The 23,229-nt window shown below is 45.6% G+C and carries 20 protein-coding genes; 13 read left to right on the forward strand and 7 right to left on the reverse strand.

What is annotated here, in order from left to right; all coding sequences use genetic code 11:
• Positions 1-32 precede the first annotated feature (32 nt).
• Complete coding sequence (locus tag ACX6CI_RS18770; protein ID WP_458775193.1) at positions 33-584, reverse strand: hypothetical protein; 552 nt, start codon at positions 582-584, stop codon at positions 33-35.
• 284 nt (positions 585-868) lie between these two features.
• On the opposite strand from ACX6CI_RS18770, the gene ACX6CI_RS18775 reads away from it, so the two are divergent.
• The 3 genes from ACX6CI_RS18775 to ACX6CI_RS18785 all read left to right on the forward strand — a co-directional run bounded on the left by ACX6CI_RS18775 (position 869) and on the right by ACX6CI_RS18785 (position 4,637).
• The gene (locus ACX6CI_RS18775) at positions 869-1,447 is read left to right on the forward strand and encodes a type I restriction enzyme HsdR N-terminal domain-containing protein (protein WP_458775194.1); all 579 of its coding nucleotides are present in this window, start codon (positions 869-871) and stop codon (positions 1,445-1,447) included.
• A gap of 104 nt (positions 1,448-1,551) precedes the next feature.
• On the forward strand, positions 1,552-2,901 hold the full coding sequence (locus tag ACX6CI_RS18780; RefSeq protein ID WP_458775195.1) for a class II 3-deoxy-7-phosphoheptulonate synthase: 1,350 nt from the start codon (positions 1,552-1,554) through the stop codon (positions 2,899-2,901).
• 269 nt (positions 2,902-3,170) lie between these two features.
• The gene (locus ACX6CI_RS18785; RefSeq protein ID WP_458775196.1) at positions 3,171-4,637 is read left to right on the forward strand and encodes a DegQ family serine endoprotease; all 1,467 of its coding nucleotides are present in this window, start codon (positions 3,171-3,173) and stop codon (positions 4,635-4,637) included.
• A gap of 36 nt (positions 4,638-4,673) precedes the next feature.
• Here ACX6CI_RS18785 and ACX6CI_RS18790 read toward each other — a convergent pair whose 3' ends face one another.
• Together ACX6CI_RS18790 and radA are read right to left on the reverse strand one after the other, a co-directional pair.
• Positions 4,674-5,969, reverse strand: coding sequence for a cyclic nucleotide-binding domain-containing protein (locus tag ACX6CI_RS18790; RefSeq protein WP_458775197.1), 1,296 nt, complete (start codon positions 5,967-5,969; stop codon positions 4,674-4,676).
• A 296-nt stretch (positions 5,970-6,265) separates the two neighbouring features.
• Positions 6,266-7,738, reverse strand: a complete 1,473-nt coding sequence (radA, locus tag ACX6CI_RS18795) for a DNA repair protein RadA (RefSeq protein ID WP_458775198.1) — start codon at positions 7,736-7,738, stop codon at positions 6,266-6,268.
• A gap of 70 nt (positions 7,739-7,808) precedes the next feature.
• Between radA and ACX6CI_RS18800 the strand changes: the two genes are divergently transcribed.
• The 9 genes from ACX6CI_RS18800 (at position 7,809) to ACX6CI_RS18840 (ending at position 17,667) form a co-directional block, all read left to right on the forward strand.
• Positions 7,809-8,627 carry an EI24 domain-containing protein gene (locus tag ACX6CI_RS18800; RefSeq protein ID WP_458775199.1) on the forward strand — a complete coding sequence of 273 codons (819 nt, stop codon included), beginning with the start codon at positions 7,809-7,811 and terminating at the stop codon, positions 8,625-8,627.
• The gene (locus ACX6CI_RS18805) at positions 8,617-9,087 is read left to right on the forward strand and encodes a CYTH domain-containing protein (protein WP_458775200.1); all 471 of its coding nucleotides are present in this window, start codon (positions 8,617-8,619) and stop codon (positions 9,085-9,087) included. The genes ACX6CI_RS18800 and ACX6CI_RS18805 overlap by 11 nt, the downstream gene beginning before the upstream one ends.
• 196 nt (positions 9,088-9,283) lie before the next feature.
• Entirely contained in the window at positions 9,284-10,885 is a 1,602-nt protein-coding gene (locus ACX6CI_RS18810; protein WP_458775201.1) for an ABC transporter substrate-binding protein, read from the forward strand.
• Positions 10,886-10,963: 78 nt separating this feature from the next.
• The gene (locus ACX6CI_RS18815) at positions 10,964-11,977 is read left to right on the forward strand and encodes an ABC transporter permease subunit (protein ID WP_458775202.1); all 1,014 of its coding nucleotides are present in this window, start codon (positions 10,964-10,966) and stop codon (positions 11,975-11,977) included.
• Positions 11,977-12,894: an ABC transporter permease subunit gene (locus ACX6CI_RS18820; RefSeq protein ID WP_458775203.1), complete on the forward strand. Its 918-nt coding sequence runs from the start codon at positions 11,977-11,979 to the stop codon at positions 12,892-12,894. Before ACX6CI_RS18815 ends, ACX6CI_RS18820 begins: the two co-directional genes overlap by 1 nt.
• Positions 12,895-12,900: 6 nt before the next feature.
• Positions 12,901-13,896, forward strand: coding sequence for an ABC transporter ATP-binding protein (locus tag ACX6CI_RS18825; RefSeq protein ID WP_458775204.1), 996 nt, complete (start codon positions 12,901-12,903; stop codon positions 13,894-13,896).
• Positions 13,893-14,864, forward strand: coding sequence for a dipeptide ABC transporter ATP-binding protein (locus ACX6CI_RS18830; protein WP_458775205.1), 972 nt, complete (start codon positions 13,893-13,895; stop codon positions 14,862-14,864). Before ACX6CI_RS18825 ends, ACX6CI_RS18830 begins: the two co-directional genes overlap by 4 nt.
• A gap of 42 nt (positions 14,865-14,906) precedes the next feature.
• Entirely contained in the window at positions 14,907-15,848 is a 942-nt protein-coding gene (locus tag ACX6CI_RS18835; protein WP_458775206.1) for an aldo/keto reductase, read from the forward strand.
• Between the two features lie 190 nt (positions 15,849-16,038).
• The gene (locus tag ACX6CI_RS18840) at positions 16,039-17,667 is read left to right on the forward strand and encodes a diguanylate cyclase domain-containing protein (RefSeq protein ID WP_458775207.1); all 1,629 of its coding nucleotides are present in this window, start codon (positions 16,039-16,041) and stop codon (positions 17,665-17,667) included.
• Here the strand turns inward: ACX6CI_RS18840 and ACX6CI_RS18845 are convergent.
• Together ACX6CI_RS18845 and ACX6CI_RS18850 are read right to left on the reverse strand one after the other, a co-directional pair.
• Entirely contained in the window at positions 17,664-18,980 is a 1,317-nt protein-coding gene (locus ACX6CI_RS18845) for a thiamine pyrophosphate-dependent enzyme (protein ID WP_458775208.1), read from the reverse strand. The two genes, ACX6CI_RS18840 and ACX6CI_RS18845, sit on opposite strands and share 4 nt — an antisense overlap.
• Positions 18,977-20,026 carry a transketolase C-terminal domain-containing protein gene (locus tag ACX6CI_RS18850; protein ID WP_458775209.1) on the reverse strand — a complete coding sequence of 350 codons (1,050 nt, stop codon included), beginning with the start codon at positions 20,024-20,026 and terminating at the stop codon, positions 18,977-18,979. Before ACX6CI_RS18850 ends, ACX6CI_RS18845 begins: the two co-directional genes overlap by 4 nt.
• A gap of 144 nt (positions 20,027-20,170) precedes the next feature.
• On the opposite strand from ACX6CI_RS18850, the gene ACX6CI_RS18855 reads away from it, so the two are divergent.
• A complete protein-coding gene (locus ACX6CI_RS18855) occupies positions 20,171-20,938 on the forward strand; it encodes a TatD family hydrolase (RefSeq protein ID WP_458775210.1) in 768 nt (255 codons plus the stop codon).
• On the opposite strand, the gene ACX6CI_RS18860 is transcribed toward ACX6CI_RS18855, so the two are convergent.
• Both ACX6CI_RS18860 and hcp read right to left on the reverse strand, forming a co-directional pair.
• On the reverse strand, positions 20,931-21,305 hold the full coding sequence (locus tag ACX6CI_RS18860) for a diacylglycerol kinase (RefSeq protein WP_458778488.1): 375 nt from the start codon (positions 21,303-21,305) through the stop codon (positions 20,931-20,933). The genes ACX6CI_RS18855 and ACX6CI_RS18860 overlap by 8 nt on opposite strands.
• 197 nt (positions 21,306-21,502) lie before the next feature.
• Positions 21,503-23,218, reverse strand: coding sequence for a hydroxylamine reductase (gene hcp, locus ACX6CI_RS18865; RefSeq protein ID WP_458775211.1), 1,716 nt, complete (start codon positions 23,216-23,218; stop codon positions 21,503-21,505).
• Between the last annotated feature and the right edge of the window lie 11 nt (positions 23,219-23,229).

Genomic DNA, 23,229 nt, shown 5'->3' on the forward strand with positions numbered 1-23,229 from the left:
TCTCAGTGAGCCAAACGTGGACCCCAAAAGCACTATCTTCCCGGGCTATCCCACCTGCCGTAGTATTCCCTTCTACCATGGTCTCTTACCATCAGCACAACCTTTCGAACAATCAAGTTGCCTTTGATCTCCAGCTGCCATGGTCCATTGCTGTTTTTTGATGGGTTCCAGAACTTTACCCTGTCAAATGTATATCTACCTTTTTCATGGAAATGACGTGGGCTTCCATCAACACCATACATGTCTGTTGTCCACCGTCCAACCCTTAGTCCTGCTCCACCCCGACCCATTTTTGATTTTGCCACCAATACCACCTTTTCGAGCTCCAGGTCGGAAATCCTCACCCACGGATATTGCGCCTTGAGACTTTTCTTTAGATATATCGTGGCTTTTTCTCCCCGGTGACCTCTGATATGGCTATCATTAAAATCAATAACATATCGCTCCTGTGACGCCATGACCGATATTGGAAGAATGAGTAATATGAGTAGTGCTCCACATAACACCTTTATCTGTGAAACGATTTTCCCGTCTTTTGTCTCTCCGACCACGTTTTGCTTTGTTAAAACTAAATTTTTTTCCATTGTCTTCCTCCCATGTGATTTATGAATTCCAGCTTGTCACGTCGCTTTGTTCTTTCATCTCACGATAGGCGAACACTACCGCTCTGTCAGTGGACGGCGCCCTACATTCCCCCTATTTATGGGTATGTCGACCCGATGTAGACACCTACAATGCCAACTCTTTCCATTATTCTTGGACCAATACACTTCCTTTAAAAGGCAACTGCTCTTTTATTACACATTCAGCATCTCACAGGCCAGATCTTGAAAATGTGGTGAGGATTACTATTTTCATTAGTAGGAAGGTGGGAAAACTCCACAAACTTCAACCCTCTTTTGCTATGCGTATCCCAAAACCACACCATCTTATCTATGGCACACTCACCGATTACCTCACCGGCGAAGAACTGACCGACACAGACGACGAGCGTATTCGTCAAGAACTGTGCATGATGATGGTTGAAGAAAAAGGCTATGATAAAAACCAATTAGAAGCGCGACTTCGTATTGAAACACTTTTTTCAAAATGCTTTGTCACTTCCACCATTGAAGTGACTATCTCAATGGATGGTAAAAGGTCGATGATCCTTCGTTATGGCCCAGGCTCCCTTGTCAGTCGTGAACGTTCCGCCATTGCAGCCGCCCGTGTTCTTACTCCTGACTACCAAATCCCACTAGCAGTCGTCACAAATGGCAGAGATGCCGAACTTTTAGATACTAGAACTGGCAAGATTCTTGGATATGGGTTACATTCAATTCCTGATCGTGAAACTCTCGGCAATCTCCTCAAAAACATGGATTATTTCAAACCGTTAACCGGTGAAAGGCGAGAACGGGAATTGCGAATTCTCAATGCCTTTGATGTTGAGCGATGCTGTTATTAACCCCGGCAACCGACACACAAGCCAGGATACATACCCGGAAGAGCCTTTCCACCTGTGCTACCCCGGATTACATAAACAACGAATAAATATTTCAAGGGATTACTATGTCTACAGGACAAGACAATTGGACAAAGTCAAGCTGGAAAGAATTCACAGCACTACAACAACCCATCTGGCCAGACGATAAGGCTGTGGATAAGGTTCTCACTAATCTTGGTACACTCCCTCCCCTCGTTTTTGCAGGGGAAATTCGCTCGCTAAAGGCATTGCTGGCTAAGGCTGTAACGGGAGATGCCTTTTTATTGCAGGGCGGTGACTGTTCTGAAAATTTTAGCCATGTAACGGCCCCTAACATTCGTGAAACCCTAAAAGTACTGCTGCAGATGGCAGTTGTACTCACCTATGCTGGTGGTAAGCCTGTTGTCAAAGTTGGCCGTATTGCTGGACAATTTGCTAAACCCCGCTCCTCAGACATGGAAACCATTGATGGCGTTGAGTTGCCATCGTACCGTGGCGACATGGTGAACAGTGCAGAGTTCACCCCTGAATCACGTATTCCCAACCCTAAGTACATGCTCAAGGGTTATAATATGGCCGCCTCCACCTTGAACTTACTTCGCGCCTTCACCCGGGGGGGTTTTGGTTCGTTGCAGCGGGTTCAGGCATGGAATCAGGAGTTTGTTGCGGGTTCACCGTTGGGCCGAAGTTACGACCGTCTGGGTAAGCAAATCAGCCAGGCTATCAATTTCATGGAAACCATCGGTATATCTGCCGATACTCCCCAGATTAACCAGACCCAGTTGTTCACCTCCCATGAAGCCCTGCTGCTTCAGTATGAAGAGGCAATGACCCGCCAGGATCACATTACTGGCAATTGGTACGATTGTTCCGCCCACATGCTATGGATTGGCGAGAGAACCAGACAAATTGATGGCGCCCATGTTGAATTCCTTCGCGGCGTTCATAACCCAATCGGTTTAAAACTCGGACCGACCTACGACATGGACAATGTTAAAAGGCTGGTTGAAATACTCAATCCGGAAAATGAAGCGGGTCGACTCACCATCATCACCCGTTTGGGCATGAAGAATGTCGAAAAAGCTCTTCCACCACTCTTGAGAGAAATGAAAAGAGAGGGACATAACATAGTCTGGAACTGCGACCCTATGCATGCCAACACCTACACGGCAAAGTCAGGGCTCAAAACCCGTAATTTCAATGATATACTCTCTGAAATTACCTGCTTTTTCGAGACACACTGGTCCGAAGGTACTATTCCTGGCGGTATCCATCTTGAAATGACTGGAAATAACGTCACTGAGTGTACTGGTGGCGCCCACAATATTGATGATGATCAGCTCCGAAGCAACTACCTCACATCCTGTGATCCACGACTCAATGCCGAACAGAGCCTTGAAGTTGCCTTCCAGATTGCTGATATGATACGTAGTTAATTAAAGATTTTTATAGATTTACCCACAATCTATTCAAAAGCGTTCACTGATCTTCAGTGGGCGCTTTTTTGTATTCACACTATATTGGGGTTCATGCACCCTCCAAATCCAGCTACAGGCATAAATTACATTTCAGTAATCTTTCTTGACGCTCCCGCCTACACGTTTACCTTTTCTCCTAACATTTATAAAAAACCGACTCCCTCCGGATCACCACCATGAAATAGTTCATGGACCATCCTCAGGAGCCAACATTGGGAGAACACATAATGGAAGGAAAAAAAATGGCCGCACCCATTCTCGGCCTACTAACATTTTTCATCGTCTGCACCTTCCTTACAGGAGGGCAGGCCATTGCGAAATCGGATGTTAATAGTGATATTGCTATTCTCGACAGGTCTTCCAAAGCCTTCGTCAACGTGGTTAAAAAGGCCAAGCCAGCAGTAGTGCACATTAAGGTGGAAAAAACCACTACGGGGAAATATCACAATAGTCCTGGGACTGAAGAGATGTTTAATCACCCCTTTTTTGAACAGTTCTTTGGCCCTCAGTTCCGCCAGCAAAAGAAACAGCCAAGCGAACGTGTTCAGCGTGGACAGGGATCCGGTTTTATAATCAATAAAAAAGGGTACATTCTCACAAACAACCATGTTGTTGAGGGAGCGGACAAAATAAGTGTAACTCTTTCGGATAAAAGAGAGTTTACAGGTTCCATTGTAGGTACAGACCCTCAAAGTGATGTCGCCCTTATAAAGATCGATAATGCTGTGAACCTCCCCGTCTTACCCTTAGGCGATTCGTCAAAACTTGAAGTAGCCGAGTGGGTTATTGCCATTGGTAATCCCTTTGGTCTCAGTCAAACCGTCACTGTGGGGGTTGTCAGTGCCACCGGTAGAAACAGTGTCGGCATCAACGAGTATGAAAATTTCATCCAGACCGATGCTGCGATTAATCCAGGTAACAGTGGAGGCCCACTCATTAATGCACGGGGTGAGGCTGTGGGCATCAACACTGCTCTTTTTTCAAGAACCGGTGGTTACATGGGTATAGGGTTTGCTATTCCGATTAACATGGCAAAATCCATAGAAAAACAGCTCAAGGAATACGGAAAAGTCACCCGGGGCTGGCTCGGTGTCGTCATTCAGAATGTCGATAAAGACCTTGCTGATTCTTTTGGTCTCAAGCAGGCTGGTGGAATTCTGGTGAGCGAGGTACAAAAAGACTCACCAGCCAGTGCAGCAGGTATTAAAAGAGGGGATGTTATCATTGAGCTCGACGGCACTGTACTTGATGACGTATCCGATCTGCGTAACCGGGTAGCACTCATTTCTCCGAACAGTAAGACGGTACTGCTTGTCATCCGTGATGGAAGAGAAAAGAAAATTCAGGTCACTATCGGTGAGCAACCATCTGATTTTAATCAGCAGGCAAGTAATAAGAACCTTCAATCTCTTGAAGACTACGGCCTCACCCTTCAAGAACTCACAAAAGAATTGGCGGAACGTTTTGAATATGAAGTGGAAAGTGGCCTTATTGTCAGCAATGTTGAACAGGGAAGTCCTGCCGCTAAAGCGGGTATGAAACCGGGTCAACTTGTTGAAGAGATAAACAGGGTTCCTGTTAATACTCTCAAAGACCTGCGCGAAGTCTTAGGCAATGCAGAAGAATCAGGGAAAATTCTATTACGGGTTCGATCAGGTAATTTTGCCACCTATATCGTACTTGGAACTAAATAATTAGAACAAATCCAACTCACCATTCATCTGAGACTCTCAGGTGGATGGTGATGCTGCTTTATCCTCAGGCCGCGTTGGATCCATAACAATTTCCTGCCGTCTGGACCTGGCAATTCGTTCAAATATTTTGATGATTATTGGCAGTTTTTCAAAGTCCTGGGTGGATATTTTTCTCAAAACAACATCCGACTTAGCCTTCACTGTTGCAGTACGACGTTTTTCTTTTGCGTAATATGCCATCTCACCAAAAATCATACCTGACTCCATGGTTGAGAGCAGTTCATCATTCATATTGAATGTTTCTGCAGTCCCGGAATCAAGGTAATAGATACCATCTGGGACGCTATCAATCTCGATAATGACCTCCCCCGCTTTTTTCCACTCAAGCTTAAAGAACCGCTCCCAAGCGGTATCGACAACCAGAGCCTGATAAAAATCAGGATCCATTGCCTTTAAGAGTTCTTTAGACAGGTGGAATAATCGCTCACCAAGGGAGTCACGCTTTTTTTCCATGAGCTTCATACCACGACGGTCAAAGTCACTCTCTGGAAAAGGGGTTTCTCTGATGTATTCTAAAATTCTCTCAATCCCGGCATCCGCTTTACCGTTGAGCTCTTTAAAATATCGCTGAGCGACCAGCAACTCATCACGAACAAGTGGAAAATCAGGAATAATCCCCAGTTGCAGATTGCCACAGAAGAACTCCATGGCCTCATTTTTCATGGAGATAAATCTACGCAGTTTTTCCTGATCAATATCAGTATTGCAATGGACGCCCGGTTTATAGATGGTGAAGATATTCATCGGATGCAACACGCTGGTCAAACTGACCTTTGCCATGTTGATAATATCCTTCTCATATCCTTTCTGATACCGTGCGACCTCCCGGTCCATAAGCAGGGTTGTACCAAAATAACCACACAACTCTTCCAAGCGGTTAGCTACAGCAAAACTGGCTCCAAACTTAGCCATCTTAGTACCAATCTGTGCCTCTGTGATCTCTCCAAGTAAGATGCCCATACGGGTAGGCGCAAGGGACCCTTCCTCAATGGCCTCTGCCATCTGCAATGCAGCATGCAAGGCCCTGGTACAGACTCCAGCTCGGTCTTCACCCTCCCGCTTATCAAAAATCATTAAGCTGCCATCTCCCGCTGAAGACTCGCTGTCTAAGGGGAAATTATCTTCGCTATCTATGATTTCATGAATACGGTCATGGTAACTCACCAGAAAATCACGGATTTCTACAGGTGTCATACCAGATGATATTTGCGAATACTGGACCATATCCGCCATCAAAATCACAACCTCTCTTACTGGTCCATCTTTCTGCATTGTTACCCTTGTCTCAATATCTTCCAGAATTTCACGCTCGATTTCACAACATATCCTCTAAAAGAAGAGCTGCCCCAAACTGTTCATGTCCTAATTAATCAGTCCAATAAAAGTAATTACAGCTATGACAGCTACAAAAAATATGGCGATCTTCACATTAACACTATGGTCTTCATGATGCTCATGGTGAGAGTCAGACATAATTGCTCCTTTAGCAGTTTTTTTTACCTACATTTCGAGGTTACTGTTGTCAATTTATCACAAATTCCTCTGTAATCATACTAGTACCAGCCATTTTACCTGAAGACAATATCCATCAGTTGGTGCATATTGGAAATACCCACAAGCTCAATGCGTGGTTTCCAGTTGAGTCTCTCCTTGTTACTGCTCGGCAGAATAATACGGGAAAACCCGAGCCTTTCCGCCTCCCGGACTCGAACATCTATCTGGCCTACGGCCCGTATTTCCCCCGCAAGACCCACCTCACCGCAAACAACGGTGTTGGATGGAATCGTCTTTTCAAGAAGACTGGACGCGAGGGCACAGACCACACCAAGGTCAAGCGCCGGCTCGTCAATCCGCATACCACCAGCAATATTTAAGAAAACATCATGGCCATACATATCAAGTCCAGCCTTCTTTTCAAGAACCGCACAGAGCAGTGATAAACGCTGTTGATCTGCCCCGATTGCTGTCCGCCGCGCCGTTCCAAGATTTGTCGGGCTGACCAGAGCCTGGACTTCCACCAGAATCGGTCTGGTACCTTCCACACTGGGTAATACAACCGATCCCGGCTCATTAAGGGGCCGTTCTGCCAAAAATATTTCTGAAGGGTTAGATACTTGAACCAACCCCTCTTCCTTCATCTCGAAAACTCCGATCTCGTTGGTGGAGCCAAACCTGTTTTTTACCGTGCGTAAAATACGAAACACATGGCTTCGATCCCCCTCAAAATAAAGGACCGTATCAACCATATGTTCAAGCACCTTGGGTCCGGCTATGGCCCCGTCCTTGGTGACGTGACCGACGAGTACTACAGGAATATTTTCGCTTTTGGCAAAACCCAGAAGTTTATATGCAGACTCTCGTACCTGGGTCACTGAGCCAGGGGAGGAGGCGACTTCTGCACATGTCAGGGTCTGAATGGAGTCTACTGCAAGAAGCGCCGGCCGCATTTCTTTGGCCATGGCTATAATCTGCTCAACCCCGTTTTCTGTGGCTAGAAATTCTCCCGGGTGAATGGCCCCGAGTCGGTTGGCGCGCATTTTTATCTGTCTTGCAGACTCTTCTCCTGAGACATACAGTACGTTGTTCTTATTTTTAGCAATAGATTCAAGAAGGTGCAGGATAAGCGTTGATTTACCAATACCGGGCTCGCCACCAATGAGAATAACAGAACCTGGAACCACCCCCCCTCCTAAAACCCGGTCAAGTTCTTCAATCTCTGTTCGCATTCGTTCTTCATCTCCATCGGGAGCAAGATGGAGTGGAACCGGTTTTCCTGCTGCAACGACGCTTGCTCCTGATGGAGTAACCACTTCTTCAATAAGAGTCTCCCACTCTCCACATTCCGGGCACTTACCTAGCCATTTTAAACTTTTATAGGAACACTGCTGGCAGACATAGACAGTTTTATTTTTCTTTTTACCTGTAAGACTCATAATCAGAACGTGGTCAAGTTGTAGAAAAGAGAGTAAGCAAACCTTTACAGATGAGTAAAAATACCTATCATCTATGAGGTTTGGCGCATTGGTCTCCGAAAAAAACATTACAACAATGTAAAAAACCAAAGCATAATTTAAAGAAGTTCAACATAACTGAGTCGTTATACCAATAAATATGATGGAAAAGCAACACCATGTCGCCCATGGGCCGGTCGCCCCATGGCAACCAATGTCCCGTAGTCTATGGCTAATACTCAGCCGCAAGCGTCTTTTTGCCTGGAGTTCTCTCCTCGTCATTCTCACTATCCTCCTCACATGGGTCGGATATCAATTCGCCATTGATTTTCTTGATGACCTGGGGGCGCAGTTCCTTACCGGAAGCGCTGACCCCGGCACCATACTTGGCTGGATACAAAATAAGGCCTTTGTTGCAGGTCATTGGCTGTATAACCTTGTTGCGAAAATTCTTTCTTTTTACCTGGCTTTTCTTGTGGCCTACACCCTGACAACGCCCGGTTACGCCTTTCTTAGCAGCTCTGCTGAACGCATCCATGCTGGTAAAGACTTCGACCCGGATGCTGCCTTTACCCTCTCTGGCATATTCATTGATATCTTTGAGGGAGTTAAAATCGCCTGTTTCGGTATTCTGATTACTATCGTTGCCCTCTTTATCAATTTTATACCGGCAATTGGCCAGGTTGCCGTATTTTTACTCTATACCTACTACTCAGCGCTCATGTTCATCGACTACCCGGCTTCAAGGCGCAGGTGGGGGCTGAGAAGAAAGATCAACTGGCTGTACACCCACAGTAGTCCATCATTTCGAATTGGTGTTTTACCAGCACTTATCAGTATGATTCCCATCATCAATATCTTTGCAATTGCTCTGCTCTTCCCTGTCTTAACGGTGCACGCCACCCTGAATTATTCTGCAATTGAAGTTGCCAAAAAACGACGTCAAAACGGTCATACAGGAGACCCATATGGGACATGAAATAGAGAAAAAATTCCTTATAAGTAATGATAGCTGGAAAAATCTTGGAGAGGGGAAAGAATATTGCCAGGGCTACCTTAGCTCTGGAAATAGCCCAAGTCTAAGAATCCGCACCATAGGTGAGCGGGGTATTATCACTGTCAAGGGACCCACTGTAGATGGGAAGCGACTGGAATTTGAGTATGACATTCCCTACACAGATGCCAAAGAAATGCTTGAGCAACTCTGCCATAAACCACTTATTGAAAAGACAAGATACAAGATCCCACATGAAGGGTTTATCTGGGAAGTTGACGTTTTTAAAGGAGAAAACAAAGGACTCATCTTTGCAGAGATCGAACTGGAAAGTATTGATCAAGCCTTTGATATTCCTGAGTGGATCGGGAAAGAAGTGACAGGGGACGCGCGATACTACAACGCTAACCTCGTCAATAACCCATATTCAAGCTGGAAAGATTGAAAAACAGGAATCAGTTCATTATTACCAAAAATAGTTAATTCTATTTTACTATTTATATATAAACGTCTAGTATGCGTACTGTTTACACTAATGGTCGACAAAAAAGCCAACCTGGTGTTTACATATAGGGATGTCAAACTGCGGACCATGGCATCAATGGGGGGTCTGCTATTAATAAAAAGAGGAGATTAGGACTATGATTAAAACGAAGAATCTGATTTCGGCTTTCTGCGGTGCCACCTTACTACTGGCGTCAATGAATGCAAGTGGTGCTGGCAAGACCTTGGTCTACTGTTCCGAAGGTAGCCCAGAGGGTTTTAACCCAGCATTTTACACCGCAGGAACAACCTTTGATGCATCTTCTAGACAGATTTATGATGGTCTTGTTAAGTTCGAAAGGGGAACAACCAAAGTAGTTCCAGGTCTAGCAGAAAGCTGGGATGTTTCTGAGGACGGCACTGAATACACCTTTCATCTTCGTAACGGCGTAAAATTTCACACAACTAAAGCATTTACACCTTCCCGTGATTTTAACGCAGACGATGTCGTTTTCACATTCATGCGACAATTTGATGCAGAGCACCCATTCCACAAAGTTGGTGGTGCTTCCTATGAGTACTTCAACAGCATGTCCATGCAAACTCTTATTAAAGACATCGTTAAGGTTGATGACTATACAGTAAAATTTATACTTAATCGTCCTGAAGCACCAATGATCGCAAACCTTGGGATGGATTTCGCAGTAATCTTCTCAGCTGAGTATGCTGATAACATGATGAAAGCTGGTACTCCCGAAACCATCGATTTTGAGCCTGTAGGAACAGGACCTTTCCAACTCGTTGCGTATCAAAAAGATGCAGTTATTCGTTACAAAGCCAATCCTGATTACTGGCAGGGCAAAGCAGCTATTGATAATTTAGTATTTGCAATCACACCTGACGCATCTGTTCGTTACCAGAAGCTTAAAGCCGGTGAGTGTCATGTAATGCCATACCCAAACCCAGCTGATCTTGCAGCTATGAAAAAAGACGCTGACATCAATCTTCTTGAAAAAGAAGGTCTGAATGTTGGTTACATGGCGTACAACACCAAGGTTGCTCCATTTGATAATGTCAAAGTTCGTAAAGCTCTTAACAAAGCAATCAACAAAAAAGCAATCATTGAAGCAGTCTTCCAGGGTGCTGGAAAAGAAGCAAAGAATCCAATTCCACCAACTATCTGGTCTTATAATGAAGCTGTTGTAGATGATACTTATGATCCAGCTGCAGCCAAAGCAGCTCTAGAAGCTGAAGGCGTTAAAGACCTGAAAATGAACATCTGGGCAATGCCTGTTCAACGTCCTTACAACCCAAATGCCAGACGTATGGCAGAACTACTTCAGGCTGATTTTGCTGAGGTTGGCGTAAAGGTAGAGATCGTTTCTTACGAGTGGGGTGAGTACCTCAAGCGCTCTAAAGACCTGGATCGTGACGGTGCTGTCCTTCTTGGATGGACCGGAGATAATGGAGATCCAGATAACTTCATGGCCGTACTTCTTGGTTGTGATGGAGTAGGTGCTGCAAACCGTGCACAATGGTGTCATCAGCCATTTGAAGATGCTATCCAGAAAGCAAAAATCGTAGCTGACCCAGCCGAGCGTACCAAGCTGTACGAAGAAGCTCAGGTTATCTTCAAAGAGCAGGCTCCATGGGCCACCATTGCTCACTCAGTTGTTTTTGAACCAGTACGTAAAGAAGTTGTTGATTTCCGTATCGATCCTTTCGGCGGACACATCTTTTATGGTGTTGATCTGAAATAGGATTCTTAGCTGAACCAGAGGCCGGGTGGGAAACTACCCGGCCTTTTCTTGCTGATATCTTTCCCTGAGAACTCATACATGTTTCTTTATTTTATAAAAAAACTGGGTGTTATCCTCCCAACATTTTTTGGTGTTACCCTCGTCGCTTTTATTTTCATCCGTCTTCTGCCAGGGGATCCTGTCATGCTCATGGCTGGTGAACGCGGCATGAGTGACGAGCGACATGCCATACTCATGGCAGAAATGGGTTACGATAAACCGATTCTTGTCCAATACGGTTATTATCTAAAAGACCTGGCCCATGGCGATTTTGGCACATCTATAATCACCAAAAAACCGGTACTCGAAGAATTTGGCGCGCTCTTTCCTGCAACAGTTGAACTCTCTGTATGCGCAATGTTCCTCGCAATCCTTTTTGGACTTCCGGCTGGAATGATTGCAGCAACCAAACGAGGATCAACTTTTGACCATACGGTGATGACCGGTGCCCTTGCGGGCTATTCTATGCCGATATTCTGGTGGGGACTTCTGCTGATCATTTTTTTCTCAGGTATCCTTGGCTGGACTCCCGTTTCCGGACGTATTTCTTTGCTGTATTACTTTGAGCCTGTGACAGGGTTTATGCTCATTGACAGTCTCCTCTCCGGTCAAGAAGGTGCCTTTAGTTCTGCCGTTTCTCACTTAATACTTCCAGCAGTTGTACTTGGCACTATCCCCCTTGCGGTCATCGCAAGACAGACAAGGTCAGCCATGCTTGAGGTACTCAGTGAAGACTATGTCCGCACGGCAAAAGCCAAAGGACTTGGACCACAACGGGTTATTGGATTTCATGCCCTTCGTAACGCATTGATTCCAGTTATAACTGTTATTGGTCTCCAGGTCGGAGTTCTTTTTGCCGGGGCAATTCTAACAGAAACCATTTTTTCCTGGCCCGGTATTGGAAAATGGATGGTCGATTCGATCTTCAGACGTGATTATTCCGCAGTTCAAGGAGGATTGCTCCTCATTGCTGCCATTGTCATGCTTGTTAACCTAGCTGTTGATCTGCTTTACGGATTAATTAATCCACAAATTCGTCATACGGACTCATAATGACTGAGACAACTTTAGAAGTTGAAGAAATAGTTGATGATCGCCCAACCGGATACAGGGCTGTTCTTATTGAATTCTGGTCATATTTCAGTGAAAATCGAGGGGCCGTCATTGGCCTGTTTTTTTTCATCGGCATTGTTCTGATCGCTCTTTTCGCTGACTTTATTGCTCCACATGCTCCCAACGAACAGTACCGGGACGCCTTACTTCAACCGCCATTCTGGCAAACCGGTGGTGAATTAAAATTTCCCTTAGGCACTGATGCCATCGGTCGAGACATGCTCTCAAGGCTCATATATGGCTCCAGATTCTCCCTTTTTATCGGCTGCATTGTCGTATCTGTGTCGCTGGTGGTCGGGGTGATACTCGGTCTTATTGCAGGCTTTTTCAGGGGCAAGGTTGATACCTTCATTATGCGAATAATGGATGTGGTCCTCGCCTTTCCAAGTCTCCTATTGGCCCTGGTGCTTGTGGCTATCTTAGGACCCAGTCTGATTAATGCAATGATCGCCATCGCCATTGTACAGCAACCCCACTATGTTCGACTGACAAGGGCTGCGGTACTTTCTGAAATGACAAAGGATTATGTAACCGCAGCACGTGTTATCGGTGTTAAAACCCTGCGTCTGATGTTTATCACCATCCTACCCAACTGCATGGCGCCACTCATCGTCCAGGCTGCCCTTAGCTTTTCAACAGCCATCCTCGATGCTGCCGCACTTGGTTTTCTTGGAATGGGTGCACAGCCACCGACTCCCGAGTGGGGAACGATGCTCGCGGAGGCCAGAGAATTCATACTCAGGGCCTGGTGGGTTGTCACCTTCCCCGGTGTTGCCATTCTGACCACTGTTCTTGCCATTAACCTTATGGGTGATGGTCTACGGGATGCCTTGGATCCGAAACTCAAACGATCATAATTGCACATGCCATTACTTGAAATAGAAAATCTTACCGTCTCTTTCCAGACTGCAGGCGGTCAATTTACAGCGGTGGATCGGGTATCACTCCATATTGAGCCCGGAGAAATTGTCTCCGTCGTTGGAGAGTCTGGATCTGGTAAATCCGTTGCCATGCTTGCTCTTATGGGGCTGCTTCCATGGACAGCAACGGTTACAGCCGATAAGCTCTCCTTTGATAGTCAGGACCTGAAAACCATCCCAAAGGCTGAACTACGAAAGATTATCGGTTCAAAGATGGCGATGATCTTCCAGGAACCGATGACCAGCCTTAATCCCTGTTTCACAGTTGGTTTCCAGTTAACCGAGTCATTAAAAATCCATCTCGGCATGAACCGGGCCCAGAGAAAGAAAAGGGCCATTGATCTTCTCGATCTGGTGGGTATTCCTGAGCCACAAAAACGACTTTCCGCCTTCCCTCATCAACTCTCTGGTGGAATGAACCAGCGGGTGATGATCGCAATGGCTATTTCCTGCGATCCCCAACTCCTGATTGCCGACGAACCAACCACAGCCCTTGATGTGACCATCCAGGCACAGATACTTGACCTGCTTTTAAAGCTGCAAAAAGAAAAGGGCATGTCCCTCGTTCTTATTACCCATGACATGGGAGTGGTCGCAGAAACGGCTGAACGTGTTGTTGTACAGTATGCTGGTCAGCAGGTTGAAAAACAGCCGGTTAAGGGGCTTTTTTCCAACCCGCACCACCCATATACCCAGGCACTGCTCAACTCCCTGCCCGAACGCTCGGAATCTAAGATTCTACCATCCATCGCAGGAGTTGTCCCAGGTCAGTTTGATAAACCTCAAGGCTGCCTCTTCTCGCCCCGTTGTGAGTACGCAACTGACAAATGTCGCAAAGAACCACCTGTACCGGCAAAGCATGAACTTGGTAGATCCCTATGCCACTACCCGGTTGTGGATGGAAAACCGACTAATTATCCAGGCGAGGTGAAGGCATGAGCGGTGAAGTAGTACTCGAAGCAGTGGATTTAAAGCGTCACTACCAAATAGACCGGGGAACCTTCAAGTCTCCAGCCATACTCAAGGCGCTTGACGGCGCAAGTTTTACACTGAAAAAAGGTAAAACCCTTGCCATCGTCGGAGAATCTGGTTGTGGTAAGTCCACAATGGCACGTCTCGTAACCATGATCGAGACACCTACAGCCGGCACACTGAACATTGGTGGCGAGGATGTTGCAAACGCGAGCTCCTCCACCCACCAGAGTTTCCGTCAGAAAGTGCAAATCGTTTTTCAAGACCCTTATGGTTCACTGAATCCGAGGCAAAAAATAGGCCATTCCCTTGAAGAACCGCTTCTTGTTAACACAAACAAGTCCAAGGAAGAACGAAGGGAAGCGGCCCTTAAAATGATCAGCCTTGTGGGCCTCCGTCCTGAACATTATGATCGGTATCCTCATATGTTCTCAGGTGGTCAACGTCAACGGATTGCTGTTGCCCGTGCCCTGATGCTCAACCCGCAGATCATTGTCCTTGATGAACCTGTTTCTGCCCTCGACGTATCTATCCAGGCCCAAATCCTCAATCTTATTGCCAGCCTGCAGGATACATTTGATCTGGCCTATATGTTCATCAGTCATGATCTGTCAGTGGTGAAACATATTGCCGATGAAGTTATGGTCATGTACCTGGGTAAACCCGTTGAAACTGGCTTAAGAGATGATATTTTCAGTAAGCCGCGCCACCCCTATACCCGGGCCCTATTGTCCGCAACACCCGTGGCTGACCCTTTTAGAAACAAGGAGAGGATTGTCCTGAGAGGCGAACTCCCATCACCCATAGCCCCGCCATCCGGCTGTACCTTCCATCCACGCTGTCCATCGATGACAGAAAAGTGTACCAAGGAGGCTCCGGAACTTGTGGAAGTTGATGGATGTCAGGTCGCCTGTTTCCACCCAAAGACCTATTGATGTGAAAAGCGACCTCACTGATATCTTGTTAACCGGGTAGCTATGACAGTAAAACCGACAGGTGGATTGACCACAATACCCTCCATGGGCCTTGGTACCTGGAAATCGAAAAAAGGTGCGGTCGAGGCTGCTGTAAAAACAGCCCTGGAAACAGGCTACCGTCATATCGATTGCGCCTCAATCTACAACAATGAGAAAGATATTGGTGTCGCACTTCTCGGCGCCATCAAGGATACAACAGTCACGCGCCAGGAGATTTGGGTAACTTCAAAACTATGGAATAATGCTCACGCGCCAAAACATGTTCGGCCAGCCCTTGAACGCAGTCTCAAAAACCTGCAACTCGACTACCTTGATCTCTACCTCATCCATTGGCCCGTCGCCTTTCGCGCTGATATCACCTTTCCCAAAAAACCTGAGCAGTTTATCCCCCTAGAAGAGCTGCCCATCATTGAGACCTGGCGTGCCATGGAAAAGATGGTAAAAAAGGGGTTATGCAACCACATTGGAGTCTCAAATTTCAGTATCCCAAGACTCAAAGAACTGCAGTCCCAGGCATCGATACAACCCTTTGTTAATCAAATCGAGCTACACCCCCTTTTGCAACAAGCTGAAATGGTTCGTCACTGTCAGGAAACAGGAGTGCACCTCACTGCCTACTCCCCCTTAGGTTCAGCACAGAGAAAAGAGATCAAAGGGTTTGATATCCTGCGACACCCTCTTATAACTGATCTTTCAGCCAAATACCAGGCGACCCCAGCCCAGATTGTTCTTGCCTGGGGATTACAACGGGGTACCGTTGTTATTCCAAAATCCACCCACCCTACAAGGCTGCGAGAGAACTTTGAAGCCTCCCGTCTGAAGATAACTGATGGCGATATGACCGCCCTTAGTGAGCTTGATCGCGACCATCGTTTTTTGGATGGTGCGTATTTTGCGCCTCCCGGATCACCATATAGCGTAAAAAACCTTTGGGCAAATTAACCCAGGTAACAAAATCCCCCCTTTTGCTTATAAAGAGCATCATTTTATTGCCATTTCCTACCAATCAGGTGTATTCTATTACATTGTCACATTAATGTGATTTATTCTACACATCCAGTCAGTTGAATTTAGAAAAGAATTCGCACAATTAAGTTGTGCGTGATAGTCCACTCTAACCCAATACGTGATTATGGATTTTTTTTATAACCTGCCTGTACCGGCTCTGCATCTCAACGCTGACGCCAAAATATTAAACAGCAATAGGGGAGCGGACAATCTCTTTGGCTGGGAAGAACTTCCCAAAACACAAACGCTGTTCACTTCATTTCTCCAAGCAGACGACAAGGATCTATTTTTACGTTTTTTCCAGAACATCTCTACAATACCAACAAAACACAGTACCACCATCCATCTCACTGATACCAATCAGCAAAAAATTACAATCAGCGCTTCGCGCAATGAAGGCAATGACGTTATATTCCTCATAAACCAGCAGGATTCATGGAGTGCAGGCTGTGGCGAACTGTGTCAACATGCAGCTATCCTTGAAGCTCAGTACCAGCACAATCCCGGTGGTATTCTGATGGTCAATGACAAGATGGAGATGCTTTCCTTTAACGATGAATTTATTAATATATGGGGTATTCCAAAAGAAGTGCAGGCCTCACGTGATGAAGAGACAAGCCTTAGGTTTGTCGTTGATAAACTTGTGGATCCAGCAGGTTTTATCGCAAAGGTCGAGTCCCTCTACAACAACCAGACTGAAGTCGGGACAGATGAAATAGAGCTAAAAGATGGACGAATCCTCTACAGACACACCTACCCGGTACACAGCTTTGGAAAATACCTTGGCCGTGTCTGGTATTTTTTGGATATCTCGCCTTTAAAACAGGCACAAATCAAAATTGAAAAACAACAAATATTTCAAAAAGCAATTATCGAAAACGTCCATGATAGCATTGTTGCCTGCAACTCCAGGGGAAAAATAAACCTCATGAACTTCGCTGGACGTGAGTTATATGGCTACACAACTACAGATCCCATTGGTATAGACATTAGCGAACTAAACCAGTTTGCCCATGATGGAACCACACCTCTTACTGGCAGTGATTGCCCGCTACAAAAAGCCCTCAGTGGTGAAATTGTGGATAACCAGGAAGTTGTTATCACAACCGCGACCAAGAAACAGCATACCTTAAGAGTAAATGGCCAGTCCATGCTGTATGACGGTTCAGATAAAATTGGTGCAGTCGTATCGCTCCACGATATCACTGATATCACCAGGGCAAAAAAACAACTTCAATTTATGGCCTACCATGACGCGCTTACGGGCTTACCCAACAGAAGGCTCTTCCATGATCTGCTGTTGCAAAACCTGAAACAGGCAATCCGTAATGATCAAAAAGTGGGGGTACTGTTTCTCGATATGGATAATTTTAAATCTGTAAATGACACCCACGGCCACGATGTTGGCGATGCTCTGCTCACTGAGGTTGGCAAAACCTTACAATCCTGCCTGCGGGAATCCGATCTCATATGCAGATGGGGTGGAGATGAATTTATTATCGGGTTACCTGAAAATCATGGTTCAGAGGACATCCTCAGAGTTGCAGATAAGATATGTACCACAGTGCTTGCATGTATACAGGCAAAGAACAAGACCTTTAATATCAGTGTCACAATTGGGGTTTCAATAGCCCCTGACCATGGAAGTGATCCGGATATTTTGATACGAAATGCCGATGTCGCCATGTACCACGCCAAAAAACTCGGCAAAAACCGCTGTGAACTCTTTTCAAGAGATCCTGTAACAGTTTAATCTAACGAAGTAGAAGCAGTATACGAAAGTAGTTGATTTACCAATTCAATGGATTGGTCACACATCTTTCCAGAATATCTTATAGTAATTGCCTTTTTCAAGGTAGCTGGTTCAATAACCAGCTTCATCTCGGCAAGTTTTGTTATAAGTACCAAACCTCTCTGCGTTTTCTTCACCTTCATACCGCCCAGAGAGATTTTATTTACTTCTGCCTTGGTAGGAGGAATGTGTAGACCTGGCCATGATAAAATTGTGGTCTTTTTATCCAGTTTTTCAAAAAGAGATTTTCGTCTCTCAATACCCTCCTGAGCTACACATAACACAACCGTTGGGCTAGTCATTCCTGTATACCCAACTGCCTCCAGATCAAATACTAATTCAGCAACTGAATGTCCGCGTAGTACTGTGATTGGATAATCGTTTTTCTGGGTTACAAAGACACCACTACTCATTGCTGCAAGGCTCACTATCTCTGCAACTGTATTAATAAACTGACCAGCGGCCCCTAAAATAACAATCTCAGACCTCTTTTGAATACGAGGTGTTGCCACCACCTCTATTTCATTAAGCGGTTGTGGTCGCCCAGCCTTGTTCGCTGCCAGCCTGTACTGAGCACCATATTCCTGTCTTGCTCCATGGTTGTTCATTTGACTTCTATTTTCAGTCTTCACCATTTCAGCCTTTAACTGGGAAGATGTCATTGGATTCTTTTTCAGATGCCTGCCTGGGCAAAGCCCCCAGATATCAAGAAGAGCAAAGCCTGGAAACTCAATAGCCCGCGCAATTGTTGTGTGCAACTCTGAATCATTTGCCAATGCTTTCTCTTTAAAGAGTGCGCCTGAGGCACTTGCGACTGTGCAGATATCAAGTGGTGCTTCAAGAGTGTTCAAAAAATTTGAAGCACTTTGAGCCGATGCTGGTGTTGTGCTTGAACACTGTCCTCCGGTCATACCGTAGTTAAAGTTATTGAGTACCAGTAGTGTTATATCGAGATTTTTCCTGCAACTTGCCAGTACATGGGCTCCACCTATGCCAAGACCACCATCTCCCATCACAACCAGTACTATAAGCTCAGGGCGCACCATCTTTAAGCCGGTGGCATAGGTCAGAGCACGGCCATGGAGACCATGGATAGCATGGCAGTTAAAAAACGTATCAAATAGGCCTGAGCAACCAATATCACTTACAATTACAAGTTGCTCCCCCTTTAAATCCAAAGACTGAGCAGCCTGATCCACCGCCTTGACAATATGATCGTGTCCGCATCCCGGACAGAACAACAGAGGTCTTTTACTGTTAAGAAGTGACCTCATGTACCAACCTCCCTGACAATGGTCTCCGGACTGATCAACTCCCCATTCATCTGACCAAAGAAGTGAACAGGAACCGTACCTGCTAATCTTCGTATCTCACGAACATATTGTCCCAGATTCATCTCTATCACGACCACCTTCTCTCTATTCTGCACTGCCAGTGCGATTACTTTTTCAGGAACGGGAAAGAGTGTTTTAATCACCATGAGAGCTACCCGTTGTCCTTCTTCTTGTAACACTGAAACAGCCTCCCGTGCAGCGCGGGCTGTTACCCCATATACTACAAGCAGAATACCCTCCTCCCCATCACCTGCAAATTCAACTGGTGACAGTTCATCAGTTACTGTCTCAAGCTTATGGGCAAGTCCATCAACTACGTCTTCTATTACCCTCGTATCAGTGGTTATGTAGTTGTCCCTGCCATGGGTAGACGAGGTGAGTCTAAAGAGTTGTTCTTTACCAGGGACGGGAGGCAGTGGCACACCCTGTACCTGCAAATCATCAATATCAATGCTTTCACGGGTCATGGCCAACTCTTTATTGGAGGCGATGAAAACAGGACAGTGATACCGTTGTGCAAGGTTGAATGCTTGTATCGTCAGCGAAAAAGCTTCTCGCACATTTTCAGGGGCAAGAACAATTACAGGCAGGCCGCCACTATTCCCCCACCTGAGAAACTGAATGTCCCCATCTGCTCCCTTAGTGGCCGATCCTGTGGAAGGTCCTAAACGTTGTACATCCACAATCACTATCGGAATTTCAGCCCCAATGGCAAAGGAAATCTGCTCACTAAAAAGGCTCATTCCTGGCCCTGAGGTGGCTGTCATTACCCTGGCTCCACCTGCAGCTGCTCCCAGACAACAACCTATGGAGGCGATCTCATCTTCTCCTTGAAGGCAAACTCCACCTGCTGGAGGGAGGAAATCGAGCATGTGGTGAAATATTGAGGTAGCAGGTGTAATGGGGTAACCTGCGAAAAAGTTACAACCTGCAGCCATGGCGGCACGTGCAACTGCTTCATTTCCATCGAGAAAAACAGAGCCCATTTTGCACCTTTTCCTGTATTATAAAAAATTCCCTATCCACTCTAAAAAAACAACCCTTTACAAACGGTAGCACACTACATCAGGTAGTTACAATGTTATTAATATGTCACTGTTGTTTTACGTGGTATAGGGTACAATACCCATATGAACCTCATCGACAGCCACTGCCACCTCAACCATCCAAAACTCGCTACCCAATTAGGTACGGTACTCGTTGATGCCAAAAGAGTTGGTGTAGAGGGCTATATCATTCCAGGCGTTGTTGCCGCCCAGTGGAAAGAGATTTTAGCACTTGGCTCAACAAAAGAAGGGAGATACTGCGCTGTAGGTTTACACCCACTCTTTATGCAAGAGCACCGTAACCCTGACCTTGTACTTCTTGAAAAATTATGTGAAGAAAACCGAATAGTTGCAATTGGAGAAATCGGTCTTGATTTCTTTTATGGAAGAGAGAAGAAGAAAGATCAACAGCTTCTATTTGAGCAACAACTAGATATTGCAAGCCGCACTGGTCTTCCAATCATCCTGCATGTACGAAAAGCCCATAACGAAGTTCTTGCAACCCTTAAAAGAAAACACTTTACGAACGGAGGGAGCGTACACGCCTTTAACGGCAGTCTCCAGCAGGCTGAGCAATATATTGAGCTTAACTTCGTAATTGGAGTTGGAGGTGCAATAACCTATGACAGGGCTAAAAAAATACGGATGATGGTAAACGAAGTCCCCGTTCATTCCATTATCCTTGAGACAGATAGTCCCGATATGCTGGTTTCAGGTAAAGACACAGGTCCCAACCTTCCTCAGTATCTACCGGAAGTCCTGTATGAACTGGCTAGGCTTAAACAGATCCCCCCAGAGCAGTTGGCAGAAATTATCGGAACAACAACGCTCAATATTTTTAATCTCAGGTAAAAAAACGACTCCAGCCTATAAGCCCCCAACTTATAACCACAAGAGACAAACTAAAAAAAACTGCAGCTGATCCCATATCTTTAGCCTGTCCAGATAAGACATGTCTCTCAGAGCCAATCCTATCTACAACTGCTTCTATAGCGGAATTTATAAGTTCAACCACAACAACAAGTACACAGGGACCAATAAGTAACAGCTGCTGTTCAACAGTCTCCCCCAACCAAAATGCCAAGGGAAAAAGGATCAGCATTAAGGCGAGTTCCTGGCGAAATGCAGCCTCATTTTTCAACGCTGCGCGTATACCACGATAGGAATAGTAGCCAGCCCAGAAAACCCTTTTTAGTCCTGTACGACCCGGCTTTGTCATCTCTTCATCAGGATTACATGCTTCTTCAGTCATTACAAACCCTTGTGTGTTTTTTTGATCTGTGGATACAGTTGATGTGCCAGCACAATATAAAGCAGAGTGAAACCTGAAACAACATTTCCCTTTTGAAACACAATAAAAAGGGCAACCGAATACATCGGTTGCCCTTAAAAGCGTACAGTAACTTCAGCCTAAGCTTATTTTCCAGCCATCATTGCTGCTACATCTTCTTCTACAGTTCCAATTGGCTTGATATCAAAGTTTTCCACTAGCACATTAAGTACAGTTGGGGAAACAAAGGCGGGAAGGGTGGGCCCTAAACGGATACCCTTAACACCTAAGTGCAACAGCGCTAAAAGAACAGCCACAGCCTTCTGCTCATACCAGGCAATATCAAAAGAGATTGGAAGCTCATTAATATCTTCCAGCTCAAAGACTTCCTTAAGCTTCAATGCAATCACCGCAAGGGAGTAGCTATCGTTACACTGGCCCGCATCCAATACCCGCGGTATACCGCCAATATCACCAAGATTAAGCTTATTATATCTATACTTTGCACAACCGGCGGTGAGTATCACTGCATCTTCTGGCAACTGCTCGGCAACTTCAGTGAAGTAGCCGCGACCTTTTTGACGACCGTCGCAACCAGCCATGACAACAAAGCGCTTAATTGCACCGGATTTCACTGCATCTACAACCTTGTCCGCAAGGGCAAGTACCTGATTATGGGCAAAACCACCTACAATTGTACCTGTCTCAAGCTCTTCAGGAGCCTTACAGCTTTTAGCCTGTTCAATGATGGCAGAAAAGTCTTTTGCCTTACCATCCACACGGTCGGCAATATGTGTAACACCGGGGTATCCCGCCATTCCGGTGGTATACATTCGATCCTTATAATTATTGGTATCTTTAATAGGAATGATACAGTTAGTGGTCATCAGGATTGGACCGTTAAAAGCCTCAAAATCCTTGTTCTGATGGAACCAGGAACCACCATAATTACCTTTGAGGCTCTCATACTTCTTGAACGCAGGATAGTAGTTGGCCGGCAGCATTTCACCATGGGTGTATACATCTACGCCAGTTCCTTCCAGTTGAACAAGAAGCTCTTCAAGGTCTTTGAGATCATGGCCACTAATAAGAATACCAGGTTTATCACTTACACCGATATTAACCTCAGTAATTTCAGGGTTACCATAAGCACCAGTGTTTGCTGCATCAAGCGCTGCCATGGTAGTTACTGCCACTTCACCCGCTTTAAGTACAAGACCTACCATTTCATCTACGGTATGCTCTTCGGTAGTAGAAGCAAGACCCTCAATGACGAAGTCATAAATTTCTTCTTTTTCAACACCGAGAACAGCTGCATGCTCTGCATAGGCACCAATTCCTTTTAAACCAAGAATCAGGAGTTCCCGCAGGGAACGTACATCTTCATTTTCCATCGCCAGCACACCAACGGTTTTAGCCGTTGCCTGGTAAGTGGATGAGTCAGAGGAGAACCAGAGAGCAGAAGCGTCAAGCTTGTCAGAAGGTGAGCTGCTCTCTCCCATACCCAAAAACTGCATGAGTTTTCCAAAGATTGATACCTTATCATCTTCAGAAGGAAGTGCATCATACTGTGTTTTCAGCTGCTGCTTGATTTTCTGGGAGCGCTTAATCCATCTCTCAAGACTGGCGTTATCAAAGTTGGCGTTGGTGATGGTGGTGAAAAGACCCTCAGAGAGGAACAGACCTACATTTTTATCAACCGGAGTGCCGGCCTCTTTTAAGCCTTTTGCCAGTACAGAAATACCTTTAAGATCATAGATCAGAAGATCCTGAAGGTTGGAGGTGGACTCTTCCTTTCCACACATTCCTTTGACAGTACAACCAGTACCTTTTGCCGCTTCTTGACATTGAAAACAGAACATAATGACTCCTT

It is taken from the genome of Desulforhopalus glucosivorans, assembly GCF_054397165.1.

Excerpts from the sequence above, each read along its gene's own strand:
- ACX6CI_RS18825 (WP_458775204.1), top strand. The coding sequence starts at position 12,901 with ATGCCATTACTTGAAATAGAAAATCTTACCGTCTCTTTCCAGACTGCA.
- ACX6CI_RS18805 (WP_458775200.1), top strand. The coding sequence starts at position 8,617 with ATGGGACATGAAATAGAGAAAAAATTCCTTATAAGTAATGATAGCTGG.
- ACX6CI_RS18770 (WP_458775193.1), bottom strand. The coding sequence starts at position 584 with ATGGAAAAAAATTTAGTTTTAACAAAGCAAAACGTGGTCGGAGAGACA.
- hcp (WP_458775211.1), bottom strand. The coding sequence starts at position 23,218 with ATGTTCTGTTTTCAATGTCAAGAAGCGGCAAAAGGTACTGGTTGTACT.
- ACX6CI_RS18780 (WP_458775195.1), top strand. The coding sequence starts at position 1,552 with ATGTCTACAGGACAAGACAATTGGACAAAGTCAAGCTGGAAAGAATTC.
- ACX6CI_RS18790 (WP_458775197.1), bottom strand. The coding sequence starts at position 5,969 with ATGCAGAAAGATGGACCAGTAAGAGAGGTTGTGATTTTGATGGCGGAT.
- ACX6CI_RS18840 (WP_458775207.1), top strand. The coding sequence starts at position 16,039 with ATGGATTTTTTTTATAACCTGCCTGTACCGGCTCTGCATCTCAACGCT.
- ACX6CI_RS18810 (WP_458775201.1), top strand. The coding sequence starts at position 9,284 with ATGATTAAAACGAAGAATCTGATTTCGGCTTTCTGCGGTGCCACCTTA.
- ACX6CI_RS18820 (WP_458775203.1), top strand. The coding sequence starts at position 11,977 with ATGACTGAGACAACTTTAGAAGTTGAAGAAATAGTTGATGATCGCCCA.
- ACX6CI_RS18860 (WP_458778488.1), bottom strand. The coding sequence starts at position 21,305 with ATGACAAAGCCGGGTCGTACAGGACTAAAAAGGGTTTTCTGGGCTGGC.
- ACX6CI_RS18835 (WP_458775206.1), top strand. The coding sequence starts at position 14,907 with ATGACAGTAAAACCGACAGGTGGATTGACCACAATACCCTCCATGGGC.
- ACX6CI_RS18830 (WP_458775205.1), top strand. The coding sequence starts at position 13,893 with ATGAGCGGTGAAGTAGTACTCGAAGCAGTGGATTTAAAGCGTCACTAC.
- ACX6CI_RS18845 (WP_458775208.1), bottom strand. The coding sequence starts at position 18,980 with ATGAGGTCACTTCTTAACAGTAAAAGACCTCTGTTGTTCTGTCCGGGA.
- ACX6CI_RS18800 (WP_458775199.1), top strand. The coding sequence starts at position 7,809 with ATGATGGAAAAGCAACACCATGTCGCCCATGGGCCGGTCGCCCCATGG.
- ACX6CI_RS18855 (WP_458775210.1), top strand. The coding sequence starts at position 20,171 with ATGAACCTCATCGACAGCCACTGCCACCTCAACCATCCAAAACTCGCT.
- ACX6CI_RS18815 (WP_458775202.1), top strand. The coding sequence starts at position 10,964 with ATGTTTCTTTATTTTATAAAAAAACTGGGTGTTATCCTCCCAACATTT.
- radA (WP_458775198.1), bottom strand. The coding sequence starts at position 7,738 with ATGTTTTTTTCGGAGACCAATGCGCCAAACCTCATAGATGATAGGTAT.
- ACX6CI_RS18850 (WP_458775209.1), bottom strand. The coding sequence starts at position 20,026 with ATGGGCTCTGTTTTTCTCGATGGAAATGAAGCAGTTGCACGTGCCGCC.
- ACX6CI_RS18785 (WP_458775196.1), top strand. The coding sequence starts at position 3,171 with ATGGAAGGAAAAAAAATGGCCGCACCCATTCTCGGCCTACTAACATTT.